This is a genomic window from Microbacterium sp. MEC084 (assembly GCF_004514465.2).
In the GTDB taxonomy this organism is placed as follows: domain Bacteria; phylum Actinomycetota; class Actinomycetes; order Actinomycetales; family Microbacteriaceae; genus Microbacterium.
On sequence record NZ_MYFP02000001.1, the window covers coordinates 364,642 to 388,874 of the forward strand.

27 protein-coding genes are annotated in these 24,233 nt (G+C 72.4%); 8 read left to right on the forward strand and 19 right to left on the reverse strand.

Features of this window, described 5'->3' with window-relative positions; genetic code table 11:
• Window positions 1–43 precede the first annotated feature (43 nt).
• Complete coding sequence (locus B5M43_RS01755; protein WP_134745743.1) at window positions 44–1,072, forward strand: endonuclease/exonuclease/phosphatase family protein; 1,029 nt, start codon at window positions 44–46, stop codon at window positions 1,070–1,072.
• A gap of 3 nt (window positions 1,073–1,075) precedes the next feature.
• Here the strand turns inward: B5M43_RS01755 and B5M43_RS01760 are convergent, their stop codons facing one another.
• Entirely contained in the window at window positions 1,076–1,459 is a 384-nt protein-coding gene (locus B5M43_RS01760) for a DUF3054 domain-containing protein (protein WP_230667517.1), read from the reverse strand.
• Between the two features lie 56 nt (window positions 1,460–1,515).
• On the opposite strand from B5M43_RS01760, the gene B5M43_RS01765 reads away from it, so the two are divergent.
• Window positions 1,516–2,913, forward strand: coding sequence for an aminopeptidase P family protein (locus B5M43_RS01765; RefSeq protein WP_134745742.1), 1,398 nt, complete (start codon window positions 1,516–1,518; stop codon window positions 2,911–2,913).
• Window positions 2,914–3,019: 106 nt separating this feature from the next.
• Here the strand turns inward: B5M43_RS01765 and B5M43_RS01770 are convergent, their stop codons facing one another.
• Window positions 3,020–3,676: an alpha/beta family hydrolase gene (locus tag B5M43_RS01770; protein ID WP_230667519.1), complete on the reverse strand. Its 657-nt coding sequence runs from the start codon at window positions 3,674–3,676 to the stop codon at window positions 3,020–3,022.
• A complete protein-coding gene (locus tag B5M43_RS01775) occupies window positions 3,673–4,344 on the reverse strand; it encodes a general stress protein (RefSeq protein WP_055989688.1) in 672 nt (223 codons plus the stop codon). Before B5M43_RS01775 ends, B5M43_RS01770 begins: the two co-directional genes overlap by 4 nt.
• Before the next feature lie 85 nt (window positions 4,345–4,429).
• Here B5M43_RS01775 and B5M43_RS01780 point away from each other — a divergent pair, with 85 nt between their 5' ends.
• The 4 genes from B5M43_RS01780 to B5M43_RS01795 are packed head-to-tail and all read left to right on the forward strand — an operon-like array spanning window position 4,430 to window position 7,950.
• Window positions 4,430–4,918 carry an ASCH domain-containing protein gene (locus B5M43_RS01780; protein ID WP_134745741.1) on the forward strand — a complete coding sequence of 163 codons (489 nt, stop codon included), beginning with the start codon at window positions 4,430–4,432 and terminating at the stop codon, window positions 4,916–4,918.
• Window positions 4,919–4,976: 58 nt separating this feature from the next.
• On the forward strand, window positions 4,977–6,269 hold the full coding sequence (locus B5M43_RS01785; protein WP_055989691.1) for a magnesium transporter MgtE N-terminal domain-containing protein: 1,293 nt from the start codon (window positions 4,977–4,979) through the stop codon (window positions 6,267–6,269).
• Window positions 6,269–6,805 carry a DUF1003 domain-containing protein gene (locus tag B5M43_RS01790; RefSeq protein ID WP_134745740.1) on the forward strand — a complete coding sequence of 179 codons (537 nt, stop codon included), beginning with the start codon at window positions 6,269–6,271 and terminating at the stop codon, window positions 6,803–6,805. The genes B5M43_RS01785 and B5M43_RS01790 overlap by 1 nt, the downstream gene beginning before the upstream one ends.
• Window positions 6,802–7,950, forward strand: a complete 1,149-nt coding sequence (locus tag B5M43_RS01795; protein ID WP_134745739.1) for an Mrp/NBP35 family ATP-binding protein — start codon at window positions 6,802–6,804, stop codon at window positions 7,948–7,950. Before B5M43_RS01790 ends, B5M43_RS01795 begins: the two co-directional genes overlap by 4 nt.
• A gap of 3 nt (window positions 7,951–7,953) precedes the next feature.
• Here B5M43_RS01795 and B5M43_RS01800 read toward each other — a convergent pair whose 3' ends face one another.
• The gene (locus B5M43_RS01800) at window positions 7,954–8,325 is read right to left on the reverse strand and encodes a hypothetical protein (RefSeq protein ID WP_055989700.1); all 372 of its coding nucleotides are present in this window, start codon (window positions 8,323–8,325) and stop codon (window positions 7,954–7,956) included.
• Window positions 8,326–8,402: 77 nt separating this feature from the next.
• On the opposite strand from B5M43_RS01800, the gene B5M43_RS01805 reads away from it, so the two are divergent.
• Entirely contained in the window at window positions 8,403–9,032 is a 630-nt protein-coding gene (locus B5M43_RS01805) for an O-methyltransferase (protein ID WP_134745738.1), read from the forward strand.
• 63 nt (window positions 9,033–9,095) lie between these two features.
• Here the strand turns inward: B5M43_RS01805 and B5M43_RS01810 are convergent, their stop codons facing one another.
• The 3 genes from B5M43_RS01810 to dapE all read right to left on the reverse strand — a co-directional run bounded on the left by B5M43_RS01810 (window position 9,096) and on the right by dapE (window position 11,656).
• On the reverse strand, window positions 9,096–9,266 hold the full coding sequence (locus B5M43_RS01810; protein ID WP_134745737.1) for a DUF3117 domain-containing protein: 171 nt from the start codon (window positions 9,264–9,266) through the stop codon (window positions 9,096–9,098).
• A gap of 120 nt (window positions 9,267–9,386) precedes the next feature.
• Window positions 9,387–10,598: a hypothetical protein gene (locus B5M43_RS01815; RefSeq protein ID WP_230667521.1), complete on the reverse strand. Its 1,212-nt coding sequence runs from the start codon at window positions 10,596–10,598 to the stop codon at window positions 9,387–9,389.
• Window positions 10,580–11,656 carry a succinyl-diaminopimelate desuccinylase gene (dapE, locus tag B5M43_RS01820; RefSeq protein WP_055989710.1) on the reverse strand — a complete coding sequence of 359 codons (1,077 nt, stop codon included), beginning with the start codon at window positions 11,654–11,656 and terminating at the stop codon, window positions 10,580–10,582. Before dapE ends, B5M43_RS01815 begins: the two co-directional genes overlap by 19 nt.
• A gap of 23 nt (window positions 11,657–11,679) precedes the next feature.
• On the opposite strand from dapE, the gene dapD reads away from it, so the two are divergent.
• A complete protein-coding gene (gene dapD / locus B5M43_RS01825) occupies window positions 11,680–12,627 on the forward strand; it encodes a 2,3,4,5-tetrahydropyridine-2,6-dicarboxylate N-succinyltransferase (RefSeq protein WP_055989713.1) in 948 nt (315 codons plus the stop codon).
• 231 nt (window positions 12,628–12,858) lie between these two features.
• On the opposite strand, the gene B5M43_RS01830 is transcribed toward dapD, so the two are convergent.
• The 12 genes from B5M43_RS01830 to B5M43_RS01885 all read right to left on the reverse strand — a co-directional run bounded on the left by B5M43_RS01830 (window position 12,859) and on the right by B5M43_RS01885 (window position 24,066).
• The gene (locus B5M43_RS01830) at window positions 12,859–14,157 is read right to left on the reverse strand and encodes a citrate synthase (protein WP_082543012.1); all 1,299 of its coding nucleotides are present in this window, start codon (window positions 14,155–14,157) and stop codon (window positions 12,859–12,861) included.
• A gap of 215 nt (window positions 14,158–14,372) precedes the next feature.
• A complete protein-coding gene (gene dapC, locus B5M43_RS01835) occupies window positions 14,373–15,485 on the reverse strand; it encodes a succinyldiaminopimelate transaminase (RefSeq protein WP_134747304.1) in 1,113 nt (370 codons plus the stop codon).
• A 10-nt stretch (window positions 15,486–15,495) separates the two neighbouring features.
• Window positions 15,496–15,822 (reverse strand): ferredoxin, encoded by a 327-nt coding sequence (gene fdxA / locus B5M43_RS01840; RefSeq protein ID WP_230667523.1) that lies wholly within the window; start codon window positions 15,820–15,822, stop codon window positions 15,496–15,498.
• Window positions 15,823–15,831: 9 nt separating this feature from the next.
• Window positions 15,832–16,287, reverse strand: coding sequence for a histidinol dehydrogenase (locus B5M43_RS01845; protein ID WP_205829462.1), 456 nt, complete (start codon window positions 16,285–16,287; stop codon window positions 15,832–15,834).
• 40 nt (window positions 16,288–16,327) lie between these two features.
• Window positions 16,328–16,642 (reverse strand): AzlD domain-containing protein, encoded by a 315-nt coding sequence (locus tag B5M43_RS01850; RefSeq protein WP_134745359.1) that lies wholly within the window; start codon window positions 16,640–16,642, stop codon window positions 16,328–16,330.
• Window positions 16,639–17,373 carry an AzlC family ABC transporter permease gene (locus B5M43_RS01855; RefSeq protein WP_230667526.1) on the reverse strand — a complete coding sequence of 245 codons (735 nt, stop codon included), beginning with the start codon at window positions 17,371–17,373 and terminating at the stop codon, window positions 16,639–16,641. Before B5M43_RS01855 ends, B5M43_RS01850 begins: the two co-directional genes overlap by 4 nt.
• 33 nt (window positions 17,374–17,406) lie before the next feature.
• On the reverse strand, window positions 17,407–17,889 hold the full coding sequence (locus B5M43_RS01860) for an NUDIX domain-containing protein (protein ID WP_134745358.1): 483 nt from the start codon (window positions 17,887–17,889) through the stop codon (window positions 17,407–17,409).
• A 16-nt stretch (window positions 17,890–17,905) separates the two neighbouring features.
• Window positions 17,906–19,810 (reverse strand): translational GTPase TypA, encoded by a 1,905-nt coding sequence (typA, locus tag B5M43_RS01865; protein WP_055989728.1) that lies wholly within the window; start codon window positions 19,808–19,810, stop codon window positions 17,906–17,908.
• Window positions 19,811–19,906: 96 nt separating this feature from the next.
• A complete protein-coding gene (locus B5M43_RS01870) occupies window positions 19,907–20,482 on the reverse strand; it encodes a PH domain-containing protein (RefSeq protein WP_055989731.1) in 576 nt (191 codons plus the stop codon).
• A gap of 2 nt (window positions 20,483–20,484) precedes the next feature.
• The gene (locus B5M43_RS01875; protein ID WP_134745357.1) at window positions 20,485–22,209 is read right to left on the reverse strand and encodes an ABC transporter ATP-binding protein; all 1,725 of its coding nucleotides are present in this window, start codon (window positions 22,207–22,209) and stop codon (window positions 20,485–20,487) included.
• Entirely contained in the window at window positions 22,206–23,147 is a 942-nt protein-coding gene (locus B5M43_RS01880; RefSeq protein WP_055989737.1) for an ABC transporter permease, read from the reverse strand. Before B5M43_RS01880 ends, B5M43_RS01875 begins: the two co-directional genes overlap by 4 nt.
• Window positions 23,137–24,066, reverse strand: a complete 930-nt coding sequence (locus B5M43_RS01885; RefSeq protein ID WP_055989741.1) for an ABC transporter permease — start codon at window positions 24,064–24,066, stop codon at window positions 23,137–23,139. Before B5M43_RS01885 ends, B5M43_RS01880 begins: the two co-directional genes overlap by 11 nt.
• Window positions 24,067–24,233 lie beyond the last annotated feature (167 nt).

Sequence of the window (24,233 nt, forward strand, 5' to 3'; positions counted from 1 at the left end):
CGCATCCGCCGCTTTCCCAGGTCGCCGACCTAGGGTCGAAGGCGTGCTGCGACTGCTCGGGATCCTCGTGACCGTGGTGTTCGCGATCGCGACCGCGGTGCTCACGTGGCCGTCGTTCTTCCATCTGGAGCGGACCGTCCCGGTCGCCCAGATCGTGTCGATGCGCGGGGTCATGGTGGCCGGCTTCGCCGTCCTGACGCTCCTCTTCCTGCTGTTCGCGCTCGCCCGCCCCCTGCGCGGCTTCGCGATGTCGATGGCCCTGGTCGCGGCGATCGGCGCCATCGCGGGCGGCGTCACGCTCGGGATGCGCGGGTACGGCGACGCGCTGCCGGCCGAGACCGCCAGCAGCGTGCGCGTCATGACGTGGAACACGGCGGGAGAGGCCACCGGCGCGTATCAGATCGCCCAGACCGCCGTGGCGATGAACGCCGACATCATCGCGCTGCCCGAGACCGCGCAGAGCGTGGGCGAGAACGTGGCGATCGAGATGCGCGAGCTCGGCCGCCCGATGTGGGTCCACCACGTGCAGTACCACGAGGAGATCGAGCGGGGCCCGCAGTCGTGGGTCACGACCATCCTGATCTCCCCCGACCTGGGCGACTACGCCGTCATCGAGTCGTCGGACGACGGCACCAGCAACACTCAGGTGCTGCCGAGCGCGGTCGTCATGCCGGTGGACGGCACCGGCCCCACGGTCGTCGCCGTGCACGCGATCGCCCCGCGCCCCTCCTACATGGAGCTGTGGCAGCAGGACCTGCAGTGGATCGCGGACCAGTGCCCGGCGGGCGAGGACGTCATCATCGCGGGCGACTTCAACGCGACGGTCGACCACATGACGTCGCTGGCCGCGGACGGGTACGACCTCGGCTACTGCCGCGACGCGGCCGCCCAGACGGGCAACGGCGGCGTGGGAACGTGGCCCACGGACGTCCCGGCGCTGCTGGCGACGCCGATCGACCACGTCATGCACTCCGACTCGTGGCGCGCGACCGGCTCGATCGTGCTGACGAACCTGGACGGCGCGGGGAGCGACCACCGGCCGCTCGTCGTGCAGCTGGAGCCGGCCGGCTGAGGATCAGGCGCGACGCGACCGGCGCACCGCGCGCGCGACGAGGCGCCAGCCCAGCAGCAGCGCCGCGAGGGCGAACGCGGCGACGATCACGAACGGCGCGGCCGTGCCCTGCCCCGTCGCCATCCGCAGCAGCATGCCGCCGACGAGCGTGGCCGCGTACGCGACGGCGCCCGACCGGAGGGATGCCGTGTGCCCGCCGAGCGCGAACCGGTTGACGAGCCATCCGATCACGAGCCCCACGACGAAGGGCCCCGCGGTCGCGGGGAATCCGGCGCCGATCGGCGCCTCGCCGTGCGTGCCGCGGCCCAGCGCGCAGAACGCGAGGACCAGGACGAGGTCGATCGTGTACACGAGCGCGGGGTGCATCGGGCGGGCGGGAGCGGTCACGCTCCCAGGCTAGGCGAGACCGCGCGGACACCGCCCACCGGTGAGAGACTGGGAGCATGTCAGAGACCACCGAGAAGCAGACCGAGAAGCCGGGCGTCACGAACCGCAAGCAGCCGTACCCGCAGGGCTTCCTCGACACGATCTCGGAGGGCTGGGCCGAGCGCCCGGAGCAGCTGCCTCCGCTGCGCGAGCAGGCGCCGTACGCCGCCGCGCGCCGCGCCGCGGTCTCGCGGGCCTTCCCGGGCAGGCGCCTGGTCGTCCCGGCCGGACCGCTCAAGCAGCGCAGCAACGACACGGACTACCCCTTCCGCGTGCACTCGGCGTTCGCGCACCTGACGGGATGGGGCGCGGACTCGGAGCCCGACTCGGTCCTGGTGTTCGAGCCCACCGACGACGGACACGACGTCACCCTGTACTTCCGGGAGCGCGCCGACCGCACGACCGCCGAGTTCTACTCGGACGCCACGATCGGAGAGTTCTGGATCGGCCCGCGCCCCGCGCTCGGCGGCGTCGCCGGCGAGCTCGGCCTGCCGACCGCCCACATCGACGCGTTCGAGTCGAAGGAGGGCGACCTCGTCGTCGACCAGGACGAGGATCTCACGCGCTTCGTGTCCGAGCTGCGCCTGGTCAAGGACGAGTTCGAGATCGCGCAGATGCGCCTCGCCGTGCAGGTGACCGCCGACGGCTTCGACGACATCGTGCGCGAGCTGCCGCGCATCATCGAGCACCCCCGCGGCGAGCGGGTGGTCGAGGGCGTCTTCCACCAGCGCGCCCGCAGCGACGGCAACTGGGAGGGCTACGACACGATCGCCGCGTCGGGCCCGCACGCCTGCTACCTGCACTGGACGCGCAACGACGGCGCCGTCCTGCCGGGAGACCTCATCCTGATCGACGCCGGCGCCGAGGTCGACAGCCTCTACACCGCGGACATCACCCGCACGCTGCCCGTGAGCGGCACGTTCACGCCCATCCAGCGCAAGATCTACGAGACCGTGCGCGAGGCGGCCGACGCGGCGTTCGCCGCGGCCCGGCCGGGCGTGAAGTTCCGGGCGCTGCACGAGGCCGCCATGGAGGTCCTCGCGCGCCGCACGGCCGAGTGGGGCCTGCTGCCGGTGACGGCCGAGGAGGCGCTGGACGCCGACCGCGGCGGCCACCACCGCCGGTACATGGTGCATGGCACCAGCCACCACCTCGGCCTGGACGTGCACGACTGCGCCCAGGCGCGACGCGAGATGTACTACGACGGCGTCCTCGAGCCCGGCATGGTGTTCACGATCGAGCCGGGCCTGTACTTCCAGATCGACGATCTGACGGTCCCCGAGGAGTACCGTGGCATCGGCGTGCGCATCGAGGACGACGTGCTGCTCAACGAGGACGGCCCCGTGAACCTCTCGGCGGCGATCCCGCGCACGGCGGACGAGATCGAGGCCTGGATCAGCCGGTCTCGCAGCTGACCTGAGACAAGGACGACTCCGCGGCACGAGGACGATTCCACCTTGGATGTCCTTGCGTCGCGGATTCTTCCCGGTCTGGCGCCGCGCGACGCGACCGGTCGTGCCGTCAGCGGACGAACGCGGCGACGATCGGCGCGAGCTCCGCGCCGATCACGTCGGCGGCGCGCTTGCGACCCTTGACCGCGAACGAGTGGTCGCCGCCCTCGATCCAGGACACGGTCGCGTCCTGACAGGTCGAGACCACCGCGTCGAACTGCTCGCGCGGCTGGATGAACGGGTCGTTCTCGCCCTCCACGAACAGCTGCGGGACGCCGATCGCCGGCAGGTGCTCGGCCCGCGGCCGGTCGGGGCGCCCGGGCGGATGCAGCGGGTAGCCGAGGTAGATCAGGCCGCGTACCGGGAAGTCGCCCTCCGCGGCCGCCATGGACGCCATCCGGCCGCCGTAGGACTTGCCCGCGGCCCACACGGGCAGGCCGTCGCCGGACGCGTGGTCCACGACCGCGCGCCACGTCGCGATCGCGTCGGCCGGGCGCCCCGGCATGCGGCGCCCCGCCTCGACGTACGGGAAGTTGAACCGGATGACCGTGAGCCCCTCGCCCGCGAGCGCCGCGCCGAGTCCGGCCAGGAACGGATGGCGCATGCCGGCGCCCGCGCCGTGTGCCAGGGCCACGATGCCGCGCGGCGACTCGGCGGCGTCGACGGCCAGGGAGACCGAGGTCTCACCGCCGGGAAGCGCGACGGCGAGCGAGCCCTCCGCGGTCACGCGCCGCCGCGGGTGTCGCCGGGGCCCTCCCCATCGGGGCGCGGCGGGGCGACCGGGTCCGCGCCCGGTTCCGCCGGGGCGGACGGCACGTGCGGCTCCGGATGCGCCGCGGGCGCCGCGGGAGGAGCGGTCGGCTCGACGCGCACGCCGTAGCGCGGGGGCTCGGTCGCGGCGGGCGGGGCCGCCGCCGGCGCGGGCGGCGCGCTGCTCGCGCCCAGCGCCTGGCGGGCCTTCGCCACGCTGCGCGGCAGCACCGTGACCTCGTAGTGGTCGGCCGACACCTGCATGACGCTGGCGAAGTCGCGACGCCGGCGCAGCAGCGCGTACGCGATGAGACGGAACAGCATGCCGAACGCGATGCCGACGAGCAGCAGGCCCGCGAACACGGACATCGGCAGGCCCGGCGTCCAGATCACGACCATCGCCGCGAACAGCAGGCCGAGCAGCACGCCGTTGACCGCACCCGACCAGGCGGCCTGCGCATAGCCGAGCCGGCCCGTGACCTTCTCGACCGAGCGCAACGCCGTGCCGACGATCGCGATGTCGGCGGCGGGCACCTCGGCCGCGATCAGCCGCGACACGGCCTTCTGCGCCGCGTCGTACTCCTTGAAGCTCGCCACGGTCTCGCCGACCTCGAACTGTCGGCCCATCCCGCTCATCATGCTCATGCGCGCCATTCTTCCACGTACCTCATCGCGGCAGGCCGGGGTCGCCGCCCGCCGCGCGCGGGCGCGGCGCCCGTAGGGTGGGAGCGTGCCGATCCCCGATCCGGACCCTGCCGCTCTGGCCGCCTTCTGGGCCGACGCTCGCGCCGCAATCGCGGCATCCGCGCCCGAGGTGCAGCTCCCCGAAGAGCCGCCGTCCGCGTGGGGGTTCGGCGGCACGCCCGAGCACGCCGACGCGCTGCTCGATCTCGTCCTGCGCGGCGTCAAGACCGGCACGGCGAGCGCGGTCTGGGACTTCGAGGCCTCGGGCGAGGAGTTCCCCGCGCCCGGCCAGCTCGACATCATCCTGGACGGAGCCGGACGCCCGCGCGCCGTCATCCAGAACACGGCGCATGCGGTCGTCCCCTTCGACGAGGTGGACGCCGAGCACGCGCACGCGGAGGGCGAGGGCGACCGCTCGCTGGATCACTGGCGAGCGTCGCACGAGCGCTTCTTCACGGAGTTCGCGGAGCACGAGCGCGGCTTCTCCCCATCCATGCCGGTGCTCATCGAGCGCTTCCGCGTCCTGCACCCCTGACGCCCGCCGGCCCGCCGGGCCGGAACGCCGGAGCGGGGCCGCGGGCTACGCTGGGAGCATGAGCACGCAGAGGGTTTTCGCGGCGCGCCTGGCCGGCTGCCCCGTCTTCGACCCCGCGGGCGACCGGCTCGGCAAGGTCCGGGACGTCGTCGTCGTGTACCGAAGTAGCGCGGCCCCGCGCGTGATCGGCCTGGTGTGCGAGATCCCCGGCCGCCGTCAGGTGTTCGTCTCGATCGGGCGCATCACCTCGATCTCGTCCGGCCAGGTCATCACGACCGGCCTGATCAACGTGCGCCGGTTCCAGCCCCGCGCCGACGAGGTGCGCGTGCTCGCCGAGATCGTGGGCCGCCGCGTCCATTTCGTGGACGGCAGCGGATCGGCCGTGATCGAGGACGTCGCGATCGAGCCCAACCGCGTGGGCGAGTGGGCCATCGGCCAGCTGTTCCTGCGCAAGCCCAAGACCAGCGCGTCCCCGTTCGCGAAGGGCCCGACCACGTTCGCGACGTGGAGCGAGGTGCGCGAGCAGCACACGCCGGGCGAGGCGCAGTCCGCCGAGGCCCTGGCCGCCAGCTACGCCGAGCTGCGCCCCGCCGACCTCGCCAACACGCTGCTGGACCTGCCCGAGGAGCGGATGATCGAGGTCGCCGAGGAGCTCTCCGACGAGCGCCTCGCGGACGCGCTCGAGGAGATGCCCGAGGAGGAGCAGGTCCACATCCTCGAGAAGCTGGGCGACGAGCGCGCCGCCGACGTGCTCGACGCCATGGAGCCCGACGACGCGGCCGACCTCCTGGCGGAGCTCGAGCCCGAGCGCAGCGAGGAGCTGCTCCAGCTGATGGAGCCCGAGGAGGCCGAGGACGTGCGCATGCTGCTGCGCTACGGCTCCGACACCGCGGGCGGCCTGATGACGACCGAGCCGATCATCATGTCGGCCGATGCGACGATCGCCGAGGCGCTCGCGACCATCCGCCGGCACGAGCTGCACCCCGCCCTGGCGGCGAGCGTGTTCGTGACGCTGCCGCCGTACGAGACCCCCACGGGACGCTTCCTCGGCGCCGTGCACTTCCAGCGGATGCTCCGCTACCCGCCGCACGAGCGCATCGGCGCCATCCTGGACGACACGCTCGAGCCGGTGCCCGTCACGGCGTCGGCCGCCGAGGTCGCCCGGCGACTCGCGAGCTACGACCTCGTGTCGCTGCCCGTGGTCGATCAGGCGCACCGCCTGGTCGGCGCGATCAGCGTCGACGACATGCTCGACTACCTGCTGCCCGACGACTGGCGCTCGCAGGATGCGGACCATCCGCTCCCGCCCGCGCCCGTGACCGGCACGATCCCGACGGTGGGGCGCACGTGATGGCGCCGCGCGACATCTCGCGGCCCGAGACCGTGCGCGGCCGCACGCCGCGCCTCGCGGCGTCGTCCCCCACGCGCGGTCGCGACCGGTTCGGCCGCGCCACCGAGTGGATCGCCCGCGCGATGGGCACGCCGGCGTTCCTGATCGGCCTGAGCCTCTTCGTCCTGGCATGGATGCTCTGGAACTCGCTCACGCCGCAGGGCTGGCGCTTCGACTCGGCCGATCTGGGCTTCACGGCGCTCACGCTCGCCCTGTCGCTGCAGGCGTCGTACGCGGCGCCGCTCATCCTGCTCGCGCAGAACCGGCAGGACGACCGCGACCGGGTGCAGATCGAGCAGGACCGTCAGCGCGCCGAGCGCAACCTCGCCGACACCGAGTACCTGGCCCGCGAGATCGTCGCGCTGCGCCTGGCCCTCGGCGACATGGACCAGCGCATGGTGTCGCGCGACGAGCTGCGCGACGAGCTGCGGGGCCTGCTCGAGGAGCTGGACGCCCGCGCCGAGCGCGGCGGCCGACCGGCGGGCGAGCAGGCGTGACCGACCTCGCGGCGCGGGTGCGCGACGCGGTCGGCCGGGTCTCGGACCCGGAGCTGCGCCGCCCCCTCGCGGAGCTGGACATGGTGCGCGGCGTGGAGGCCGACGGCGCGGACGTGCGGGTCGGCATCGCCCTCACGATCGTGGGATGCCCCGCCGCCGACCGGATCGAGGCCGACGTGCGCCGCGCGGCCGAGTCGGTCGAGGGCGTCGGCGCCGTCGCGATCGACGTCGGCGTCATGACCCCCGCGGAGCGGCAGGCGCTGACCGCGCGCCTCCGGCCCGCACGCGGCATGCCCTTCGGGCCGGACTCCCTCACGCGCGTGATCGCCGTGACGAGCGGCAAGGGCGGCGTCGGGAAGTCGACCGTGACGGCGAACCTGGCCGTGGCGCTCGCGCAGCGCGGACTGGCGGTCGGCCTCGTCGACGCGGACGTGCACGGGTTCTCGATCCCGCCGCTGCTCGGCCTCGCGAAGGACGGCGTCGTCGCGCAGCCCACGCGCGTCGACCAGCTCATGCTCCCGCCCGTCGCACACGGCGTGAAGGCCATCTCGATCGGGATGTTCCTGCAGACCGGCGACGGGGCCGGCACCGCGGGGACGGGCGCCGTCGCGTGGCGCGGGCCGATGCTGCACCGCACGGTGCAGCAGTTCCTCACCGACGTGTACTTCGGCGACCTCGACGTGCTGCTGCTCGACATGCCGCCGGGCACGGGCGACGTCGCGATCTCGGTCGGCCAGCTGCTCCCCCACGCCGAGGTGCTCGTCGTCACGACGCCCCAGGCGGCGGCATCCGACGTCGCGGTACGCAGCGGGCTCGTCGCGCGGCAGACGGGCCAGCGCGTGATCGGCGTGGTCGAGAACATGGCTGCCATGACGCTGCCCGACGGCACGGTCATGGACCTGTTCGGCGCGGGCGGCGGAGCCGAGGTGGCCGCGGCCCTGTCCGCGGACGGCGAGGACGTGCCCGTTCTGGCGTCCATCCCGCTCAGCCCCGCGCTGCGCGCCTCCGGCGATGCGGGCGATCCGGTCGTCGTCGCCCACCCGGACGACCCGGCCGCGCGCGAGATCGCGCTCCTCGCGGAGCGCGTCGCGGCGCAGCCCCGCCGCCTGGCGGGCCGGCGCCTCCCGGTGAACCCGGCGCGCTGAGGGTCAGGTCGCCTCGGAGTCGAACGGCGGGGGCGTCGTGGCGCTGAAGGTCTGGCGCGTCAGCGGCGTCGTGCGGGGCGGCGCGATCACCGGCGCGGCCGGCTTCGCGGGAGGCTCGTCGTCCTCGAGGAGCGCCTCGCGGATGATCCGGCGCGGGTCGTACTGGCGCGGATCGAGCTTGCGCCAGTCCACGTCGTCGAACTCCGGGCCGATCTCCTCGCGCACCCGCGTGCGGGCTCCGTTCGCGAAGTCCCGCGCGCGCTTGACGGTCTTCGCGAGCATCTCGGCGTAGCGCGGCATGCGCTCGGGTCCGATCAGCAGGGCCGCGATCGCCGCGATGATCATCACCTTCTCGAAGGTGAGCCCGAAGAACATGCCTTCAGCCTACCGGCCGCGCCTGCCCGGCCCTCACGCCCGGCGAGCCTAGGCTGGAGGGGATCGAGGAGGTCTGAATGAGCGAGCAGGATGCGATCGCGCGCTTCGCACGCGACACGATCGTGGAGCCGGATCACATCGCCCGGGCCCGCCAGCACGCCCTCGAGCTCGGCGCCGCCCCGGTGAGCGCGGGTGTGGGCGCGCAGTGCGCCGTGATCGCGGCCGCGACCGGCGCGCGCTCCATCATCGAGATCGGGACCGGAGCGGGCGTCTCGGGCCTGTGGCTGCTGCGCGGCGCGCCCAAGGCCGTCCTCACGACGATCGACTACGAGCCCGAGCACCTCGGCGCCGCACGCCAGGCGTTCACGCACGCGAAGGTGCCGCCCGCGCGCGTGCGCTTCATCACGGGCCGTGCCGCCGACGTCCTGCCGCGCATGAACGAGGCGTCCTACGACATCGTGCTGATCGACGCCGACCCCGAGAACGTCATCGACTACGTCGAGCACGGCCTCCGGCTGGCCCGCCCGGGCGGCACCGTCCTGGTGCCGCGCGTGCTGAACGGCAGGGTCGCCGATCCGGTGCAGCGCGACGCCGTCACGGTGACGTACCGCACGCTCCTCCAGGAGACGCAGAACTCGCCCGCCGTCATCCCCGCCCTCTCCACGATCGGCGAGGGGCTGCTCCAGCTGACCGTCGTCGCCGACTGAGCTCCGGACGACGACGAAGGGCCGGATCCGATCGGATCCGGCCCTTCGTGAAAACGTCGCGCCTCAGGCGTTCACGACGTCGCCGAGAACGCCGTAGAGCTCCTTGGCCTCGTCATCGTTGACCGAGACGACCAGACGGCCACCGCCCTCGAGCGGCACACGCACGATGATGAGGCGTCCCTCCCTCACGGCCTCCATCGGTCCGTCACCGGTTCTGGGCTTCATGGCTGCCATCGTGGCTCCCTTTCGTCGTGGTCTCCCCTGTCAGTTTACCGTGGGAGCGCGACCGGGCGGTTCGCACGCCGACTCGGGACGACGGTATCCCGGTCTGCCTGGCGGCGCGGCTCGGCTCCGTCAGGGCACCTGCCAGTAGGTGCTCCCCGCGCCGTACATGAGGGCGATCCAGACCCACTGCCCGAGCACGCACAGCGCCAGGGCGGACCACCGCCCGGCCGCCGACCGGGGCGCCGCGCCCCACAGCGGAGACAGCGGCAGAAGCAGGCGGAACGTGCTCGACTGCGGGAAGAAGACGGCGAGCAGGTACAGCAGGTAGCTCGCCGCCCACAGGCGCACCTCGACGCCGAGCGCCCGCACGGGCCTTGCGATGAGCGCCGCGGCCGCGCCGGCGACGAGGAGGCCCAGCGCGACGTAGCCGGCCCAGGCCGGCAGGCCCCAGATCCCGAACCAGACCTCCGCGGCGCGGATCCACCCCTCGAACGGCACGAAGCCGTCGATTCCGGGCATCCATCCGCGGCGCCACGCGAGCTCGGTCTGCAGATAGGCGTCGGCCCGCCCGGTCGCCAGGCCCGCGATGACCTGCCACGAGAAGCCGACGACGACTGCGAGCGCGCCGAGGGCCAGGACGTGCGCGACGTCGCGCGTCACCAGCGGGTCCGAGCGCCGCACCCGCCAGCGCCAGATCCCGTACAGGCCCAGCAGCAGCGCGAACGCCAGCACGCCCGGCCGCGTGTACCCCATGAGCGGGATGAGCGCGTAGAGCCACCCCCAGCGCCGCTCCACCAGGCAGACGAGCGCCCACATCAGCAGGGCGAGGAACAGCGACTCGGCGTATCCGACCTGGAACAGCGCCGCCAGGGGGGCGCTCGCGAAGAGCACGACCGCCCACGTGGCCGCCTCGTCGCCGATCCGGCCGCGCAGCAGGCGGTGCAGGCCCAGGCACGCGACCCAGCCCGCGACGAGCGAGACGACGAGCGCCCCCGCGCCCCACGTGCCCAGGCCCACGATGTTCGCGAGGTGCGCGTACACGGGCATGAACGCCCACGCGTTCTCCTCGACGTGCCCGCTGGCGTCGACGGGCAGCTCGGCCGGATAGCCCGAGACGGCCACGAGCCAGTACCACTGTGCGTCCCAGCCCAGGACGTAGTCGGCGAGCGACGGATCCGCGCCGAAGCGCGACGTCGCGGGCGAGGCGGACGCCACGCCGAGCATGAGGGCGGTCGTGACGATCCGCGCGGCGACGTAGATCAGGGCGATGCGGGCCGGCGCGGGCCATCCGGCCCACACCGCCCGCGCACGGTCGAGCGGCGTCAGCGGGCGCTCAGCCACGCGCGCAGCCCCCGCTCGACCTCCTCGATCTGGGAGACCGCGACCCGCTCCTCGTCGTGGTGGGCGAGCAGGGGATCGCCCGGGCCGTAGTTGACGGCCGGCACGCCGAGCTTCGAGAACCGGGCGACGTCCGTCCAGCCGTACTTGGGGCGCGGCTCGCCGCCCACCGCGCGGAGGAACTGCTGCGCGAGCGGCGCGTCGAGCCCCGGGCGCGCGCCGCCCGAGAGGTCGGTGATCTCGACCTCGAACCGGTCGAACACGCTCCGCACGTGCTCGACCGCCTCGTCCTCGCTGCGGCTCGGGGCGAAGCGGAAGTTCACCTCGACCTCGCACAGGTCCGGGATCACGTTGCCCGCGACGCCGCCCGAGATCTTCACCGCGTTCAGGCCCTCGCGGTACTCGAGGCCGTCGACCGCGATCGTCTGCGGGCGGTACGCCGCGAGCGTGTCCAGGATGGGCGCCGCCGCGTGGATCGCGTTCTCGCCGATCCAGGCCCGGGCGCTGTGCGCGCGCCGGCCGTGCGTGCGCACCACGGCGCGGAGCGTGCCGTTGCAGCCGCCCTCGACGAGCCCATTGGTCGGCTCCCCCAGGATGGCGAAGTCGCCCGCGAACAGGTCGGGCCGGTTCGCGGCCAGGCGGGTGAGCCCGCTGCGCTCGGCGGCGACCTCCTCGTGGTCGTACCAGATCCACGTGATGTCGACCACGGGGTCGGTCAGCTCGGCGGCGAGCTTGAGCTGCACCGCGACGCCCGACTTCATGTCGACCGTGCCGCGCCCCCGGATGTACGGCTCGCCGTCGAGCAGGAAGTCGAGCGTGGGCACGTTGTCGTTGATCGGGACCGTGTCGATGTGGCCGGCGATCACCACGCGCTGGCCGCGGCCCCGGTGGGTGCGGGCGACGATCGTGTCCCCGTCGCGGTGGAAGTCGAGGTGCTCGAGCGGCTCGATCGCCTCCTGGATCGCGTCCGCGAGCGCGCGCTCGTCGTCCGACACGCTCGGGATGTCGCAGATGGCGCGCGTGATGTCGGCGGAGGAGGCGGTCAGGTCCAGCGTGGGCATGGCTCTAACTCTAGGCTGGAGGTATGACTGATGAGCGCTGGGTGTCGGGTGTCGGACTCGCGACGGTTGCCGCCGACGGCACCGTCCTGGACACGTGGTTCCCGTCGCCCCGAGCGGGCCGTGCGACCGACCTCGCGGACGAGGTCGACAGCCTGGACCGGCTCGCGGCGCCGGACGACCGCCGCAACGTGTCCGTGGAGGTCGTGACCCTCGAGATCGACCTGGACGTCGCGCCGGCCTCGACGTCGGACGCCTACCTCCGTCTGCACGCCCTGTCGCACCGTCTGGTGCGCCCGAACGAGCTGAACCTCGACGGCATCTTCGCCCACCTGCCGAACGTGGCGTGGACGACCGCCGGCCCGATGCACCCGGACGACGCGAACCGCCTGCGCCCCTACCTGCAGCGCGACGGCGTCCAGATCGTCTCGCTCGACAAGTTCCCGCGCCTGACCGACTACGTCATGCCCGAGGGCGTCCGGATCGCGGACGCCTCGCGCGTGCGCCTGGGCGCCTACCTCTCCCCCGGCACGACCGTCATGCACGAGGGCTTCGTGAACTTCAACGCCGGCACGCTCGGCGCCTCCATGATCGAGGGCCGCGTGTCGCAGGGCGTCGTGGTCGGCGACGGATCCGACATCGGCGGCGGCGCGTCGATCATGGGCACGCTCTCGGGCGGCGGCAAGCACCGCGTGTCGATCGGCGAGCGCTCGCTGCTCGGCGCCAACGCGGGCGTGGGCATCTCGATCGGCGACGACTGCGTCGTCGAGGCGGGCCTGTACCTCACCGCCGGCACCAAGGTGCTGCTGGTGGACGAGCCCCCGACCGCCGACGGCACCCCGCGCGTCGCCAAGGGCGCACAGCTGTCCGGGTCGAGCGGCCTGCTCTACATCCGCAACTCGCTCACGGGCGCGATCGAGGCCCGCCGCCGCACCGGCGTCGGCGTCACCCTCAACCCCGCCCTCCACGCGTGACTTTTTAAGAGCGCCTCGCACGCTGCGGGGCCGCGAGCGGCACGCTCGCTGACGCTCGCACGACGGTCAGTCCGGAGCTGTGCCGTCGTGCGAGCGAAGCGAGCGTGGAGCGAAGCGACGCGCGCGAAGCGCGCCCTCACGCCTCACTGGAGCGTCAGCGACAGTGGTCGAACGGCGAGCGGCACCCCGAAGGGGTGCCCGAGCCGATCGACGGGCGTGAGAGAAAGAAAATCAGGCGCCGGGGTACGCGCGCTCGGGCGAGCCGGTGAAGAGCTGCTGCGGGCGGCCGATCTTGGTCTTGGGGTCCTGGTGCAGCTCGCGCCAGTGGGCGAGCCATCCGGGAAGGCGGCCGATCGCGAACAGGACGGTGAACATCCGCGTCGGGAAGCCCATGGCCTTGTAGATCACGCCCGTGTAGAAGTCGACGTTCGGGTAGAGGCGACGCTCTTTGAAGTAGTCGTCCTCCAGCGCGATGGCCTCGAGCTCCTTGGCCAGGTCGAGCAACGGGTCCTGCACGCCGAGCGCCTCGAGAACCTCGTCGGCCGACTGCTTGACGAGCTTGGCGCGCGGGTCGTAGTTCTTGTAGACCCGGTGCCCGAAGCCCATCAGCTTCACGCCCTCTTCCTTGTTCTTCACCTTCTCGACGAAGCGCTGCACGCCCATGCCGGAGTCGCGGATCTGCGCGAGCATGGTCAGGACGGCCTCGTTGGCGCCGCCGTGCAGCGGGCCCGAGAGGGCGTGGATGCCCGCCGAGATCGACGCGAACTGGTCGGCGCCGGTCGAGCCGACGAGGCGGACGGTCGAGGTCGACGCGTTCTGCTCGTGGTCCTCGTGGAGGATCAGCAGCTGCTCGAGCGCGCGCGACATGACGGGGTTGACCTCGTACTCCTCGCTGCGCACGCCGAAGTTCAGCTTGAGGAAGTTGTCGACGAAGCTCAGGGAGTTGTCGGGGTACAGGAACGCCTGACCGATGCTCTTCTTGTGCGCGTAGGCCGCGATCACGGGCAGCTTCGCGAGCAGGCGGATCATGTTGAGCTCGACGTGCTCGGGGTTGGCCGGGTCCGACTCGTCCTCGTAGTACGTCGACAGCGCCGAGACGCCGGACGAGAGCACGGCCATGGGGTGCGCGGTGTGCGGAAGGGCCGTGAAGAAGCGGTCCTTGAGGTCCTCGTGCAGCAGCGTGTGGTGACGGATCTTGTCGTCGAACTCGGCCAGCTGGTCGGCCGTGGGCAGCTCGCCGTAGATCAGCAGCCAGGCGACCTCGAGGTAGTTCGAGCGGGTCGCGAGGTGCTCGATCGGGTAGCCGCGATAGCGCAGGATGCCCTTGTCGCCGTCGATGAAGGTGATGTCGGACTTGGTGGCCGCCGTGTTCACGAAGCCGTAGTCCAGCGCGGTGTAGCCCGTCTGACGCGTCAGCGTCGACACGTCGATGCTCGGCGCCCCGCACGTCGCCGGCAGCACCGGGAACTCGGCGGTCTTGTCACCGATGGTCAGGGTGGCCTTGTCGGGCTGCTGTCCCGCGTCGCTCACGGCGCCTCCTTGGGATGTCTTTGTCGCGATCGATCTCGCTCACCAGGAAGTCGGCGCACCGCCGTCGTTCGCGCCGGCGCACCGCTGGGGCGGTGCCCCGGGATCCCGGGACAACCTCCTACAGCCTATCGGCCGCGGGAGACGACTGTGACACTCGCCCAATCCCGGGGCGATCCGTTGACGGATCGCACGAAACGGCGGGATCCGGACCCGGCTCAGCCGGCCGCGGCGCGCAGGCGGGAGGCCGCGGCCGCGATCCGCTCGTCGCTCGCGGTGAGCGAGAGGCGCACGTGCTGCGGGTGGAACGGGCCGTAGAACACCCCGGGGCCCGCGAGGATGCCGAGGTCGGCGAGCCGCCCCATCGACTCCCACGCATCCCGGCCCTCGGTCGCCCAGAGGTAGAGCCCCGCCTCGCTGCGGTCGATCCGGAAGCCCGCCGCCTCGAGCGCCGGGCGCAGCACCTCGCGGCGCGCGCGATAGCGCTCCTTCTGCTCCGCGACGTGCGCGTCGTCCGCGAGCGCGACGGCCATCGCGTGCTGCACGGGCGCCGGCGGCATGAGCCCCAGGTGCTTGCGCGCCGTGAGCAGGTCGCCCACGATGCGGGAGCAGCCGGCGAGGAACGCCGCGCGGTAGCCGGCGAGGTTGGACTGCTTGCTGAGCGAGTAGACGCTCAGCACGCCGGCGCGGCTGTCGCCGATGACGCGCGGGTCCAGGATGCTCGGCACCGGCTGCGCGTCCCACGGGGCGTCCCAGCCGAGCTCGGCGTAGCACTCGTCGCCCGCGATGACGGCGCCCAGCTCGCGCGCGCGCTCGACCGCGCGGCGCAGCTCGTCGACGCTCCACACGCGTCCGTCCGGGTTTCCCGGCGAGTTGATCCAGATCAGCTTGGCGCCCTCGGGCCACTCGTCGGGCTCGTCCGACGCCACGGGGGTCGCGCCCACCACGCGCGCGCCGACCTCGTAGGTCGGGTAGGCCGCGCGCGGGTGCACGACGATGTCGCCCTCGCCGAGGCCGAGCAGCAGCGGCAGCAGCGCCACCAGCTCCTTCGAGCCGATGGTGGGCAGGACGTTGCGCGGCTCGAGGCCGGGCACTCCGCGCCGCCGTGCGTACCAGGCGGCGATCGCCTCCCGCAGCTGGGGGGTGCCCACGGTCTGCGGGTAGGCGTGCGCGTCGGTCGCCTCGGCGAGGGCGCGGCGCACCACCTCGGGCGTGGGGTCGACCGGGGATCCGATGGAGAGGTCGCAGATCCCGTCGGCGTGCGCGCGGGCGCGCTCGGCGTACGGGGCGACTGCGTCCCAGGGGTAGTCGGCCAGGTCGCGGACGGTCATGCCGGCCCGCTCAGTGCGCGTCGCCCTGCGGGGGCAGGGCCGCGACGATCGGGTGGTCCTTGGGGATCACGCCGACCTTGGCGGCGCCGCCGGGCGAGCCGATCTCGTCGAAGAACTCCACGTTCGCCTTGTAGTAGTCCTGCCACTCGTCGGGCAGGTCGTCCTCGTAGTAGATCGCCTCCACCGGGCACACCGGCTCGCACGCACCGCAGTCCACGCACTCGTCCGGGTGGATGTAGAGGCTGCGCTCACCCTCGTAGATGCAGTCGACCGGGCACTCGTCGATGCACGCGCGGTCCTTGACGTCCACACACGGAAGGGCGATCACATAAGTCACGGATCGATTCTACGCGTCGTGGGAGCCGGGGCCCTCGACGCGCCCGGGTCCCGCCGTGGCGGCGCCGTCCGTCCGCGGCGCCGACGCCGCCCGGATGCGGGAGAGGTCCGGCCAGGCGCCGACCAGGAGGACCACGCCCGTGAGCGCGTACGACCACACGACACCGAGCGGGAACTCCCCCGCCGCGGGCTGCGGCACGACGACGGATCCGCCCGGGCCGCGGCCCGAGTACACGAGCAGCATCGCGAGCATCCCCAGCCCCGTGATCCACGTGACCCAGCGGTCGGCCACAAGCAGCCGCACGCCGATCAGCAAGGCTCCGCAGCCGATCAGCGCGAGCGCGAAGCCGACGGGGAGCGGCCCGAGGAGGTACGCGTGCGCGATCGTGCCGGCGACGCCGAAGACGGCGCCCGCGACGGCCGCCAGGACGGCCAGCAGGAGGCGGGAGGGCCAGGATGCGCGCATCGTTCCAGGGTATCCGGCCCCGCCGAGGCTCCGCTCGGTGCTAGGCCGCCCAGCCGAGCGCGCGGAGCACCGCGGCGACCACGGCGGCGGCGAGCACGACCACGATGAACGGCGCGCGCCGCCACAGCAGCGCCCCGGCGACGAGGAGCGCCGGCACGCGCGCGTCCAGCGTGACCGCCATGCCCGCCCCGACCGTCTGCACCGCCACGAGCGCGGCGAGAAGCGCGACCGTCAGCAGGTCCGTGATGCGCGCGGGCCGCTCGCGCTCGAGCCACTCGGGCGGCGTGAGATAGCCCGCGAGCTTGAGCGCGACGCACGCGATCGCCGCGACCAGGATGGCGGTCCAGAGGGTCATCGGCGCGCCCCGTCCCGCCGGCCGAGCCAGTCGGTCCAGCCCACCACGACGGCCACGACCGCCGCGATCAGGACGGGCAGCCCGGGCATGAGCCACGGGGTGACCGCCGCCGCGACGACCGCCGCGGCCGCCCCCACCGCGATCGCCTGCCGGGAGCGCAGTCGCGACCACAGCAGGGCGAGGAACGCCGCCGCCGCCGCGGCGTCCAGGCCGTACGCCCTCACGTCGCCGAGCACGTCCCCCAGCAGGGCCCCCGCGAGCGTGGAGAGGTTCCAGAGCAGGTAGATGCCGATGCCCGTGACCCAGAACCCGATGCGCCGCGCCCGCGGCTCGATGTGCGCGAGCGAGACGGCGACCGACTCGTCGATCGTGAACTGCGCCGCCGCGAGGCGCCGCCACCACGACACGGCGCCGTCCGGTCCGACGGCCACGACCGGGTTCATCCGGATCGCGTACGCCACGTTCCGGGCGCCGAGCAGCACGGCCGACGCGATGGCGGCCGGCGCGGCCGCGAGGCCGCCCGAGGCGATCACGCCGATGAACGCGAACTGCGATCCGCCCGTGAACATCAGCAGGCTCAGCACGCACGTCTGCCAGACGTCGAGCCCGGCGGCGACCGACAGCGCGCCGAAGGAGACGCCGTAGGCGCCCGTCGCGACCGACACCGCCACGCCCTGCCGCCACGCGCTGCGCTCCTCGGCGTTCAGTGCGGGACGGACGGTGCTGCTCACTGGAACGAGACTACCCGCGCGCGGCGGGGCGGATCACCGCTCGAACCGGGCCACTTCGCCGCCCGTGGCCGCCTGCAGGATCCGGGCGCGCATGTCGTCGTCCAGGTCGCCGAGATCGTCCACGCGGCGCCAGAGGGCCTCGGAGTTCTCGCCGTCCGCCGGGTGCGGCTCGCCCGTCACGTAGCGGCAGCGGAAGACCAGGTCCAGGTACTGCGCGCGGTCGCCGTTGTCGTAGACCATGGGCGGCGTCGCGCGGACCCAGGAGAGCACCTCGGCCTCGGCGACCACGTCGGCCTCCTCGAGCACCTCGCGCACGGCCGCGACGGCCGGCTCCTCCCCCGGGTCGACGATCCCCGTCACGGGCGTGAGCCGCCCGTTGTCGGCGCGCCGCACGAGCAGCACCTCGTCGACGCCGTCGGCTCCGGGACGCAGCACCACGGCCGTCACGCCCGACAGCCACAGCATGTCGGTGCCGACCTTCTCGCGCAGCGCGAGGATGAACTCGGGCGTGGGCATGCGGGTCAGCCCGTCGTCAGCCCAGCTTCTTGGCGCGCGACGCGGCGCGGCCCCGCTCGGTCGCGTCCAGGACGACCTTGCGGATGCGCACGGCCTCGGGCGTGACCTCGACGCACTCGTCCTCGCGGGCGAACTCGAGCGACTCCTCGAGCGACAGGATGCGCGGGGGCGTCATGGACTCGAAGGTGTCGGCCGTCGACGAGCGCATGTTCGTCAGCTTCTTCTCCTTCGTGATGTTGACGTCCATGTCGTCGGCGCGCGAGTTCTCGCCCACGACCATGCCCTCGTAGACCTCGTCGCCCGGCTTCACGAAGAACGACATCCGCTCCTGCAGCGCGATCATGGCGAACGGCGTGGCGACGCCCGCGCGGTCGGCCACGATCGAGCCGTTCTGACGCGCGACGATCTGGCCCGCCCACTCGTCGTAGCCGTGCGAGATCGCGTTCGCGATGCCCGTGCCGCGCGTGATCGAGAGGAACTCGGTGCGGAAGCCGATCAGGCCGCGCGACGGCACCACGAACTCCATCCGGATCCAGCCGGTGCCGTGGTTGATCATGTTGTCCATGCGGCCCTTGCGCGCGGCCATGAGCTGGGTCACGGCGCCGAGGTGCTCCTCCGGCACGTCGATCGTGAGGTGCTCGTACGGCTCCTCGAGGCGGCCGCCCTCGCCCTTGCGCGTGACGACCTGCGGCTTGCCGACCGTGAGCTCGAAGCCCTCCCGGCGCATGTTCTCGACCAGGATCGCGAGCTGCAGCTCGCCGCGGCCCTGCACCTCCCACGCGTCGGGGCGGCCGATGTCGACCACGCGGATCGACACGTTGCCGATCAGCTCGCGGTCGAGACGGTCCTTCACCATGCGCGCGGTGAGCTTGTGGCCCTTGACCTTGCCCACGAGCGGCGAGGTGTTGGTCCCGATGGTCATCGAGATCGACGGCTCGTCGACCGTGATGAGCGGCAGCGGGCGCACATCGTTGGGGTCGGCGATGGTCTCGCCGATCATGATGTCCTCGAAGCCCGCGATCACGGCGATGTCGCCGGGACCGGCCTTCTCCGCCGGGTAGCGGTCGAGCGCCTTTGTCATGAGCAGCTCGGTGATGCGCGCGTTCTGGGTCGTTCCGTCGTGGCGGACCCACGCGACGGTCTGGCCCTTCTTGAGCTCGCCGTTGAAGACGCGCAGCAGAGCCAGGCGGCCCAGGAACGAGCTGGAGTCGAGGTTGGTGACCCACGCCTGCAGCGGCGCCTCGTCGTCGTACGACGGGGCCGGCACGTGCTCGAGGATCGCCGCGAACAGCGGCTCCAGGTCGTCGTTGTCGGGCAGCGAGCCGTCGGCCGGGCGCGTGCGCGACGCGGCGCCCGCGCGGCCCGAGGCGTACACGACCGGCACGTCGAGCAGCGCGTCGACGTCGAGGTCGGGCACGTCGTCCTGCAGGTCGCCCGCGAGGCCCAGCAGCAGGTCGTGCGCCTCCTCCTCGACCTCCGCGATGCGGGCGTCGGGGCGGTCGGTCTTGTTCACCAGCAGGATGACCGGCAGCTTCGCCTCGAGCGCCTTGCGCAGCACGAAGCGGGTCTGCGGCAGCGGGCCCTCCGACGCGTCGACGAGCAGCACGACGCCGTCGACCATCGACAGGCCGCGCTCGACCTCGCCGCCGAAGTCGGCGTGGCCGGGCGTGTCGATCACGTTGATCGTGACGGGCGAGTCGGTGTGCTTGCCGTTGTAGGTGATCGCCGTGTTCTTGGCGAGGATCGTGATGCCCTTCTCGCGCTCGAGGTCGTTCGAGTCCATCGCGCGCTCCTCGACGTGCGCGTGATCGCCGAACGATCCCGTCTGCCGGAGCATGGCGTCGACCAGCGTGGTCTTGCCGTGGTCGACGTGCGCGACGATCGCGACGTTGCGGAGGTCGGAGCGGAGGGCGCGCGCCATGAAGGGTCCTTAACTGAAGAAGTGAGCGGGTCCGGAGCCGGACGGGGAGATCTTATCGTGCGGGCCTGACGGCCCGCCGAGCGCGCGGCGGCGCGCTCAGCCGGCGGCGAACCAGGCCGCGACGCACCACACCGCGATCGCGACCGCGGATCCGAGGGCCACCAGGTTCCAGGAGCGCGTGATGCGCGCGCCCGGCTGAGGGCCGACGGAGGCCTGCAGTCCGCGCAGCACCTCGAGGGTGTCGGCCTCGGAGGAGGCCCGGGCGGTGCGGGTCGAGGGGCGCCGGCCGGGGCGGGCCGTGATGGCCCACGCCTCGACGACGCCCTTGCGGCGCGCCGCGGCGCCGAGGTCGCCCTGCGCGCGGCCGGCCTCGGTGAGCTCGAACTCGAGCTGCCAGCGCATCCGGACGTCCTCGACGGTCGACCACGGAAGACGCACGGTGCGCAGGATGTTGTGCACCCGCACGTCGTCGTCGGTGACGGCGATGTGCGGGGCGTACAGGAAGACGTAGACGAACCAGACGGGTAGGAGCAGCCACGGCGCGATGAGCAGCGCCTGCGGCACGCTGCCCCGTACGACCACGTCGCCCAGCAGGAGCGCCACGACCGCCGCGACGCCCACGAGCCAGAACAGGCCCGTGGGCGCGCGGAGGACGCGGGCTCGGTCGGTCACGCTCAGTGGCCGGCCAGGTTCACGGAGGCGCCGGGGATCGCGTCCAGCAGGCGCTGCGTGTACGCCTCCTGCGGGTTCGCGAAGATCTCGTCGACGGTCCCCTGCTCGACGACGCGGCCCTTCTCCATGACGCACACCAGGTCGGCCGCGACGCGGACCACCGCGAGGTCGTGCGTGATGAAGAGGTACGTCAGGCCCAGCTCGCCCTGCAGGTCCGCGAGGAGCTTCAGGATCTGGTCCTGCACGAGCACGTCGAGCGCCGAGACGGCCTCGTCGAGCACGACGATCGCGGGCTTGAGCGCGAGCGCCCGCGCGATCGCGATGCGCTGGCGCTGACCGCCCGAGAGCTCGTTCGGGTAGCGCCACGCGAGCTCGCGCGGCAGCGACACCTGCTCGAGCAGCTGGAACACGCGCGCCTGGCGCGACTTCTCGTCGCCCACGCCGTGGATGCGCAGCGGCTCGGCGATCAGGGCGCCGATGCTGCGCAGCGGGTCGAGCGAGCCGTACGGGTCCTGGAACACCGGCTGCATGCGGCTGCGGAGGCGGAAGACGTCCTTCTGCCCCATCTGGGCCGTGTCCTTGCCGTCGATCAGGATCTGACCGCTGGTGGCCGTCTCGAGCTGCAGCACCATCTTGGCGACCGTCGACTTGCCCGATCCGGACTCGCCCACGAGCGCGAGCGTCTTGCCGCGCGGGATCTGGAACGAGACGCCGTCGACCGCGCGGAAGGGCTCGCTGCGGAACCCGCCCTTGCGGATCCGGTAGTCCTTCGTCAGATCGCGCACCTCGACCACCGGGTGGGCGTCGGCGACGTCCTCCAGGTGCTCCACGCCGCGCTCCTCGACCACGGCCTGGATGCGCTGCGACGCCAGGCTCGGCGCCGCGGCCACCAGCCGCTGGGTGTACGGGTGCTGCGGGTTCTCGAGGATGACGCGGCTCGGGCCGGCCTCGACGATCTCGCCCTGGTTCATCACGACGATGCGGTCCGCGCGGTCGGCCGCGAGGCCCAGATCGTGCGTGATGAACAGCACCGAGGTGCCCTTGTCCCGGGTCAGCGACGCGAGGTGATCCAGGATCACGCGCTGCACCGTCACGTCGAGCGCGCTCGTCGGCTCGTCGGCGATCAGCAGCTTCGGGTCGGCCGCGAGGCCGATGCCGATCAGCGCGCGCTGGCGCATGCCGCCCGAGAACTGGTGCGGGAACTGGTGCAGGCGCCGCTCGGCGTCCGCGAGTCCCGCGTTCTGGAGCACCTCGATCGCGCGGGCGCGCACCTCGCGGCGCCCGGAGGCCAGGCCGTTCGCGCGGATGGCCTCCTCGACCTGGAAGCCGATCGACCACACCGGGTTGAGGTTGGACATCGGGTCCTGCGGCACGTAGCCGATCTCGCGCCCGCGGATCGACTCCATCTCGCGGCGGCTCGCGCGCGTGATGTCCACGCCGTCGAGCTCGATCGTCCCGCCGGTCACCTTGCCGGTGCCGGGGAGCAGGTCGATCACCGCGGCGGCGGTCGTCGACTTGCCGGATCCGGACTCGCCGACGATCGCGACGGTCTCGCCCGGATACACGTCGAGGTCGACGCCGTGCAGCACCTCGCGGGTCTTCTTGCCGGTGCCGAACGAGACATTCAGCCCCCGGATCTTCAACAGCGGCTCGGTCACGGCGTTCTCCTTCGTCGCCTCGCGCCGCGCGGCGCGGCTCGTCACGACCTCGTTCTGGATCTCGGTCATCGCTGGGCCCTCGACTTCGGGTCGAGCGCGTCGCGCAGCAGCTCGCCGAGCGTCACGAACGCGAGCACCGTGACGGTGAGCGCGAGCGACGGCCAGAACAGCGCCATGGGCGACGTGCGGATCGACGTCTGCGCCTGGCTGATGTCGGCGCCCCAGGAGACGCCGCCGAGGCCGACGCCGAGGAACGACAGGGTCGCCTCGGCGACGATCGCCGAGCCGAGCCCGATGGTCGCGACCACGATCACCGGCGCGAGCGCGTTGGGCAGCACGTGCACGACCAGGGTCTTGAAGCGCGACAGGCCGAGCGACACCGACGCCATCACGAAGTCGAGCTGCTTCACGCGGAGCACCTCGGCGCGCATGATGCGCGCGGTCGAGGCCCACGAGAAGCCGCCGATCGCGAACGCCAGCACGAGCTCGTTGCGCAGGTCCCGCGGCACCACGGTCATCACGACGATCGCGGCGACGATGTAGGGGATCGTGAAGAAGATGTCGCCGACGCGCGACAGCAGCGAGTCCAGGAAGCCGCCGTAGAACGCGGCCAGCGCGCCCATGATCACGCCGATCAGGGTGCCGATCGCGGTGGCCATCAGGCCGACGGCCATCGACACGCTCGTGCCGTGCACCAGGCGCGACCACACGTCGCAGCCCAGGCGGGTGAAGCCCAGCGGGTGACCCGGCTCGGGGCCGGCGTTGCTCTTGTTCAGGAAGCAGGCCCCGGAACCCTGGGGCGGCACCGACGTGAACAGGGACGGCCACAGCGCGACGACCACGATGATCGCGCACATCACGACCGAGATCCAGAACAGCGGGCGGCGTCGCAGGTCGCGCCACGCGTCGAGCCAGAGGTTGCTCTTCTTCTCGTCGAGGCGCACCGCGTCGACGACGACCTGCTCCGCCTTGACCGGAGCGACGTAGTGGGTGGCGTTACTTGACATAGCGGATCCTCGGGTCGAGCAGACCGTAGAGCAGGTCGACGAGCAGGTTGACGAGCACGTACACCACGACGAACACGGTCACGAAGGACACGACCGTGGGCGTCTCGTGGCGCAGGATCGCCTGGTAGAGCGCGTTGCCGACGCCGGGCACGTTGAAGATGCCCTCGGTCACGGTCGCGCCGACCATCAGGATGCCGAAGTTGGTGGCGGTGTCGGTCACCATCGGGATGAGCGAGTTGCGCAGCACGTGGACGGGGATCACGCGCCCTCGCGTGAGGCCCTTCGAGTACGCGGTGCGCACCCAGTCCTGTCCGAGCGACTCGATCATCGACGACCGGGTGAGCCGCATGCTGGCCGCGTAGACGCTGAACCCGAGCACGAGGGCCGGGAGCCACAGGTCGCCCCAGTTGTTCTGGCCGCCGACCGTGGGCTTGAACCAGCCGAGCTGCACGGCAAGGAAGTACTGCGCCATGAACGCGAGGACGAAGATCGGCACCGCGATGAAGATCAGAGCGACGACCAGCTGGAAGTGGTCGTACACGGTGCCCTTGAGCATGGCCGAGGTCGCGCCGATCACGATCGACAGCACGAAGGCGATCAGGATCGACAGGATGGCCAGGCGCAGCGTCACCGGGAACGTGCGGCCGAGGACCTCGCCGACGCTCTGGCCCGTGAACGTGGTGCCCAGGTCGAAGCGCAGGATGCCGGCCAGGTAGTTGAGGTACTGGACGATGAACGGCTGGTCGAGCAGGTAGCGCTCGCGGATCTGGTCGATCACGGCCTGCGGCGGCTGCTTGTCGCCGAACAGCGCGGCGATCGGGTCGCCGGGCATGCCGAAGACCATGAAGTAGATCAGCAGGGTGGCGCCGATGAACACCGGGATCACCTGGATGATCCGTCTGAGGATGTAGGTGGCCATCCTCCCCCTCCCTTCGGGGAACTCGTCGTGCGCTCTCGGGTGGAACGCGCACGGAAAAAGGGGCCCCGATCCGGGGCGCCCTCAGCGGGGCCCATCCTCTCCCCGGATTCCTGGGAAATCCGTGAGATCGACGAGCGGAACACGGCGCGAGGCGGTGACGCGTACGT

Bases quoted from the DNA above. Each gene is read 5' to 3' on its own strand.
- B5M43_RS01765 (WP_134745742.1), top strand. From the start codon at position 1,516: ATGTCAGAGACCACCGAGAAGCAGACCGAGAAGCCGGGCGTCACGAAC.
- B5M43_RS01775 (WP_055989688.1), bottom strand. From the start codon at position 4,344: ATGAGCATGATGAGCGGGATGGGCCGACAGTTCGAGGTCGGCGAGACC.
- B5M43_RS01785 (WP_055989691.1), top strand. From the start codon at position 4,977: ATGAGCACGCAGAGGGTTTTCGCGGCGCGCCTGGCCGGCTGCCCCGTC.
- B5M43_RS01790 (WP_134745740.1), top strand. From the start codon at position 6,269: ATGGCGCCGCGCGACATCTCGCGGCCCGAGACCGTGCGCGGCCGCACG.
- B5M43_RS01800 (WP_055989700.1), bottom strand. From the start codon at position 8,325: ATGTTCTTCGGGCTCACCTTCGAGAAGGTGATGATCATCGCGGCGATC.
- B5M43_RS01805 (WP_134745738.1), top strand. From the start codon at position 8,403: ATGAGCGAGCAGGATGCGATCGCGCGCTTCGCACGCGACACGATCGTG.
- B5M43_RS01810 (WP_134745737.1), bottom strand. From the start codon at position 9,266: ATGGCAGCCATGAAGCCCAGAACCGGTGACGGACCGATGGAGGCCGTG.
- dapE (WP_055989710.1), bottom strand. From the start codon at position 11,656: ATGCCCACGCTGGACCTGACCGCCTCCTCCGCCGACATCACGCGCGCC.
- dapD (WP_055989713.1), top strand. From the start codon at position 11,680: ATGACTGATGAGCGCTGGGTGTCGGGTGTCGGACTCGCGACGGTTGCC.
- dapC (WP_134747304.1), bottom strand. From the start codon at position 15,485: ATGACCGTCCGCGACCTGGCCGACTACCCCTGGGACGCAGTCGCCCCG.
- B5M43_RS01845 (WP_205829462.1), bottom strand. From the start codon at position 16,287: ATGCGCGCATCCTGGCCCTCCCGCCTCCTGCTGGCCGTCCTGGCGGCC.
- B5M43_RS01850 (WP_134745359.1), bottom strand. From the start codon at position 16,642: ATGACCCTCTGGACCGCCATCCTGGTCGCGGCGATCGCGTGCGTCGCG.
- B5M43_RS01860 (WP_134745358.1), bottom strand. From the start codon at position 17,889: ATGCCCACGCCCGAGTTCATCCTCGCGCTGCGCGAGAAGGTCGGCACC.
- typA (WP_055989728.1), bottom strand. From the start codon at position 19,810: ATGGCGCGCGCCCTCCGCTCCGACCTCCGCAACGTCGCGATCGTCGCG.
- B5M43_RS01875 (WP_134745357.1), bottom strand. From the start codon at position 22,209: ATGACCGAGATCCAGAACGAGGTCGTGACGAGCCGCGCCGCGCGGCGC.
- B5M43_RS01880 (WP_055989737.1), bottom strand. From the start codon at position 23,147: ATGTCAAGTAACGCCACCCACTACGTCGCTCCGGTCAAGGCGGAGCAG.
- B5M43_RS01885 (WP_055989741.1), bottom strand. From the start codon at position 24,066: ATGGCCACCTACATCCTCAGACGGATCATCCAGGTGATCCCGGTGTTC.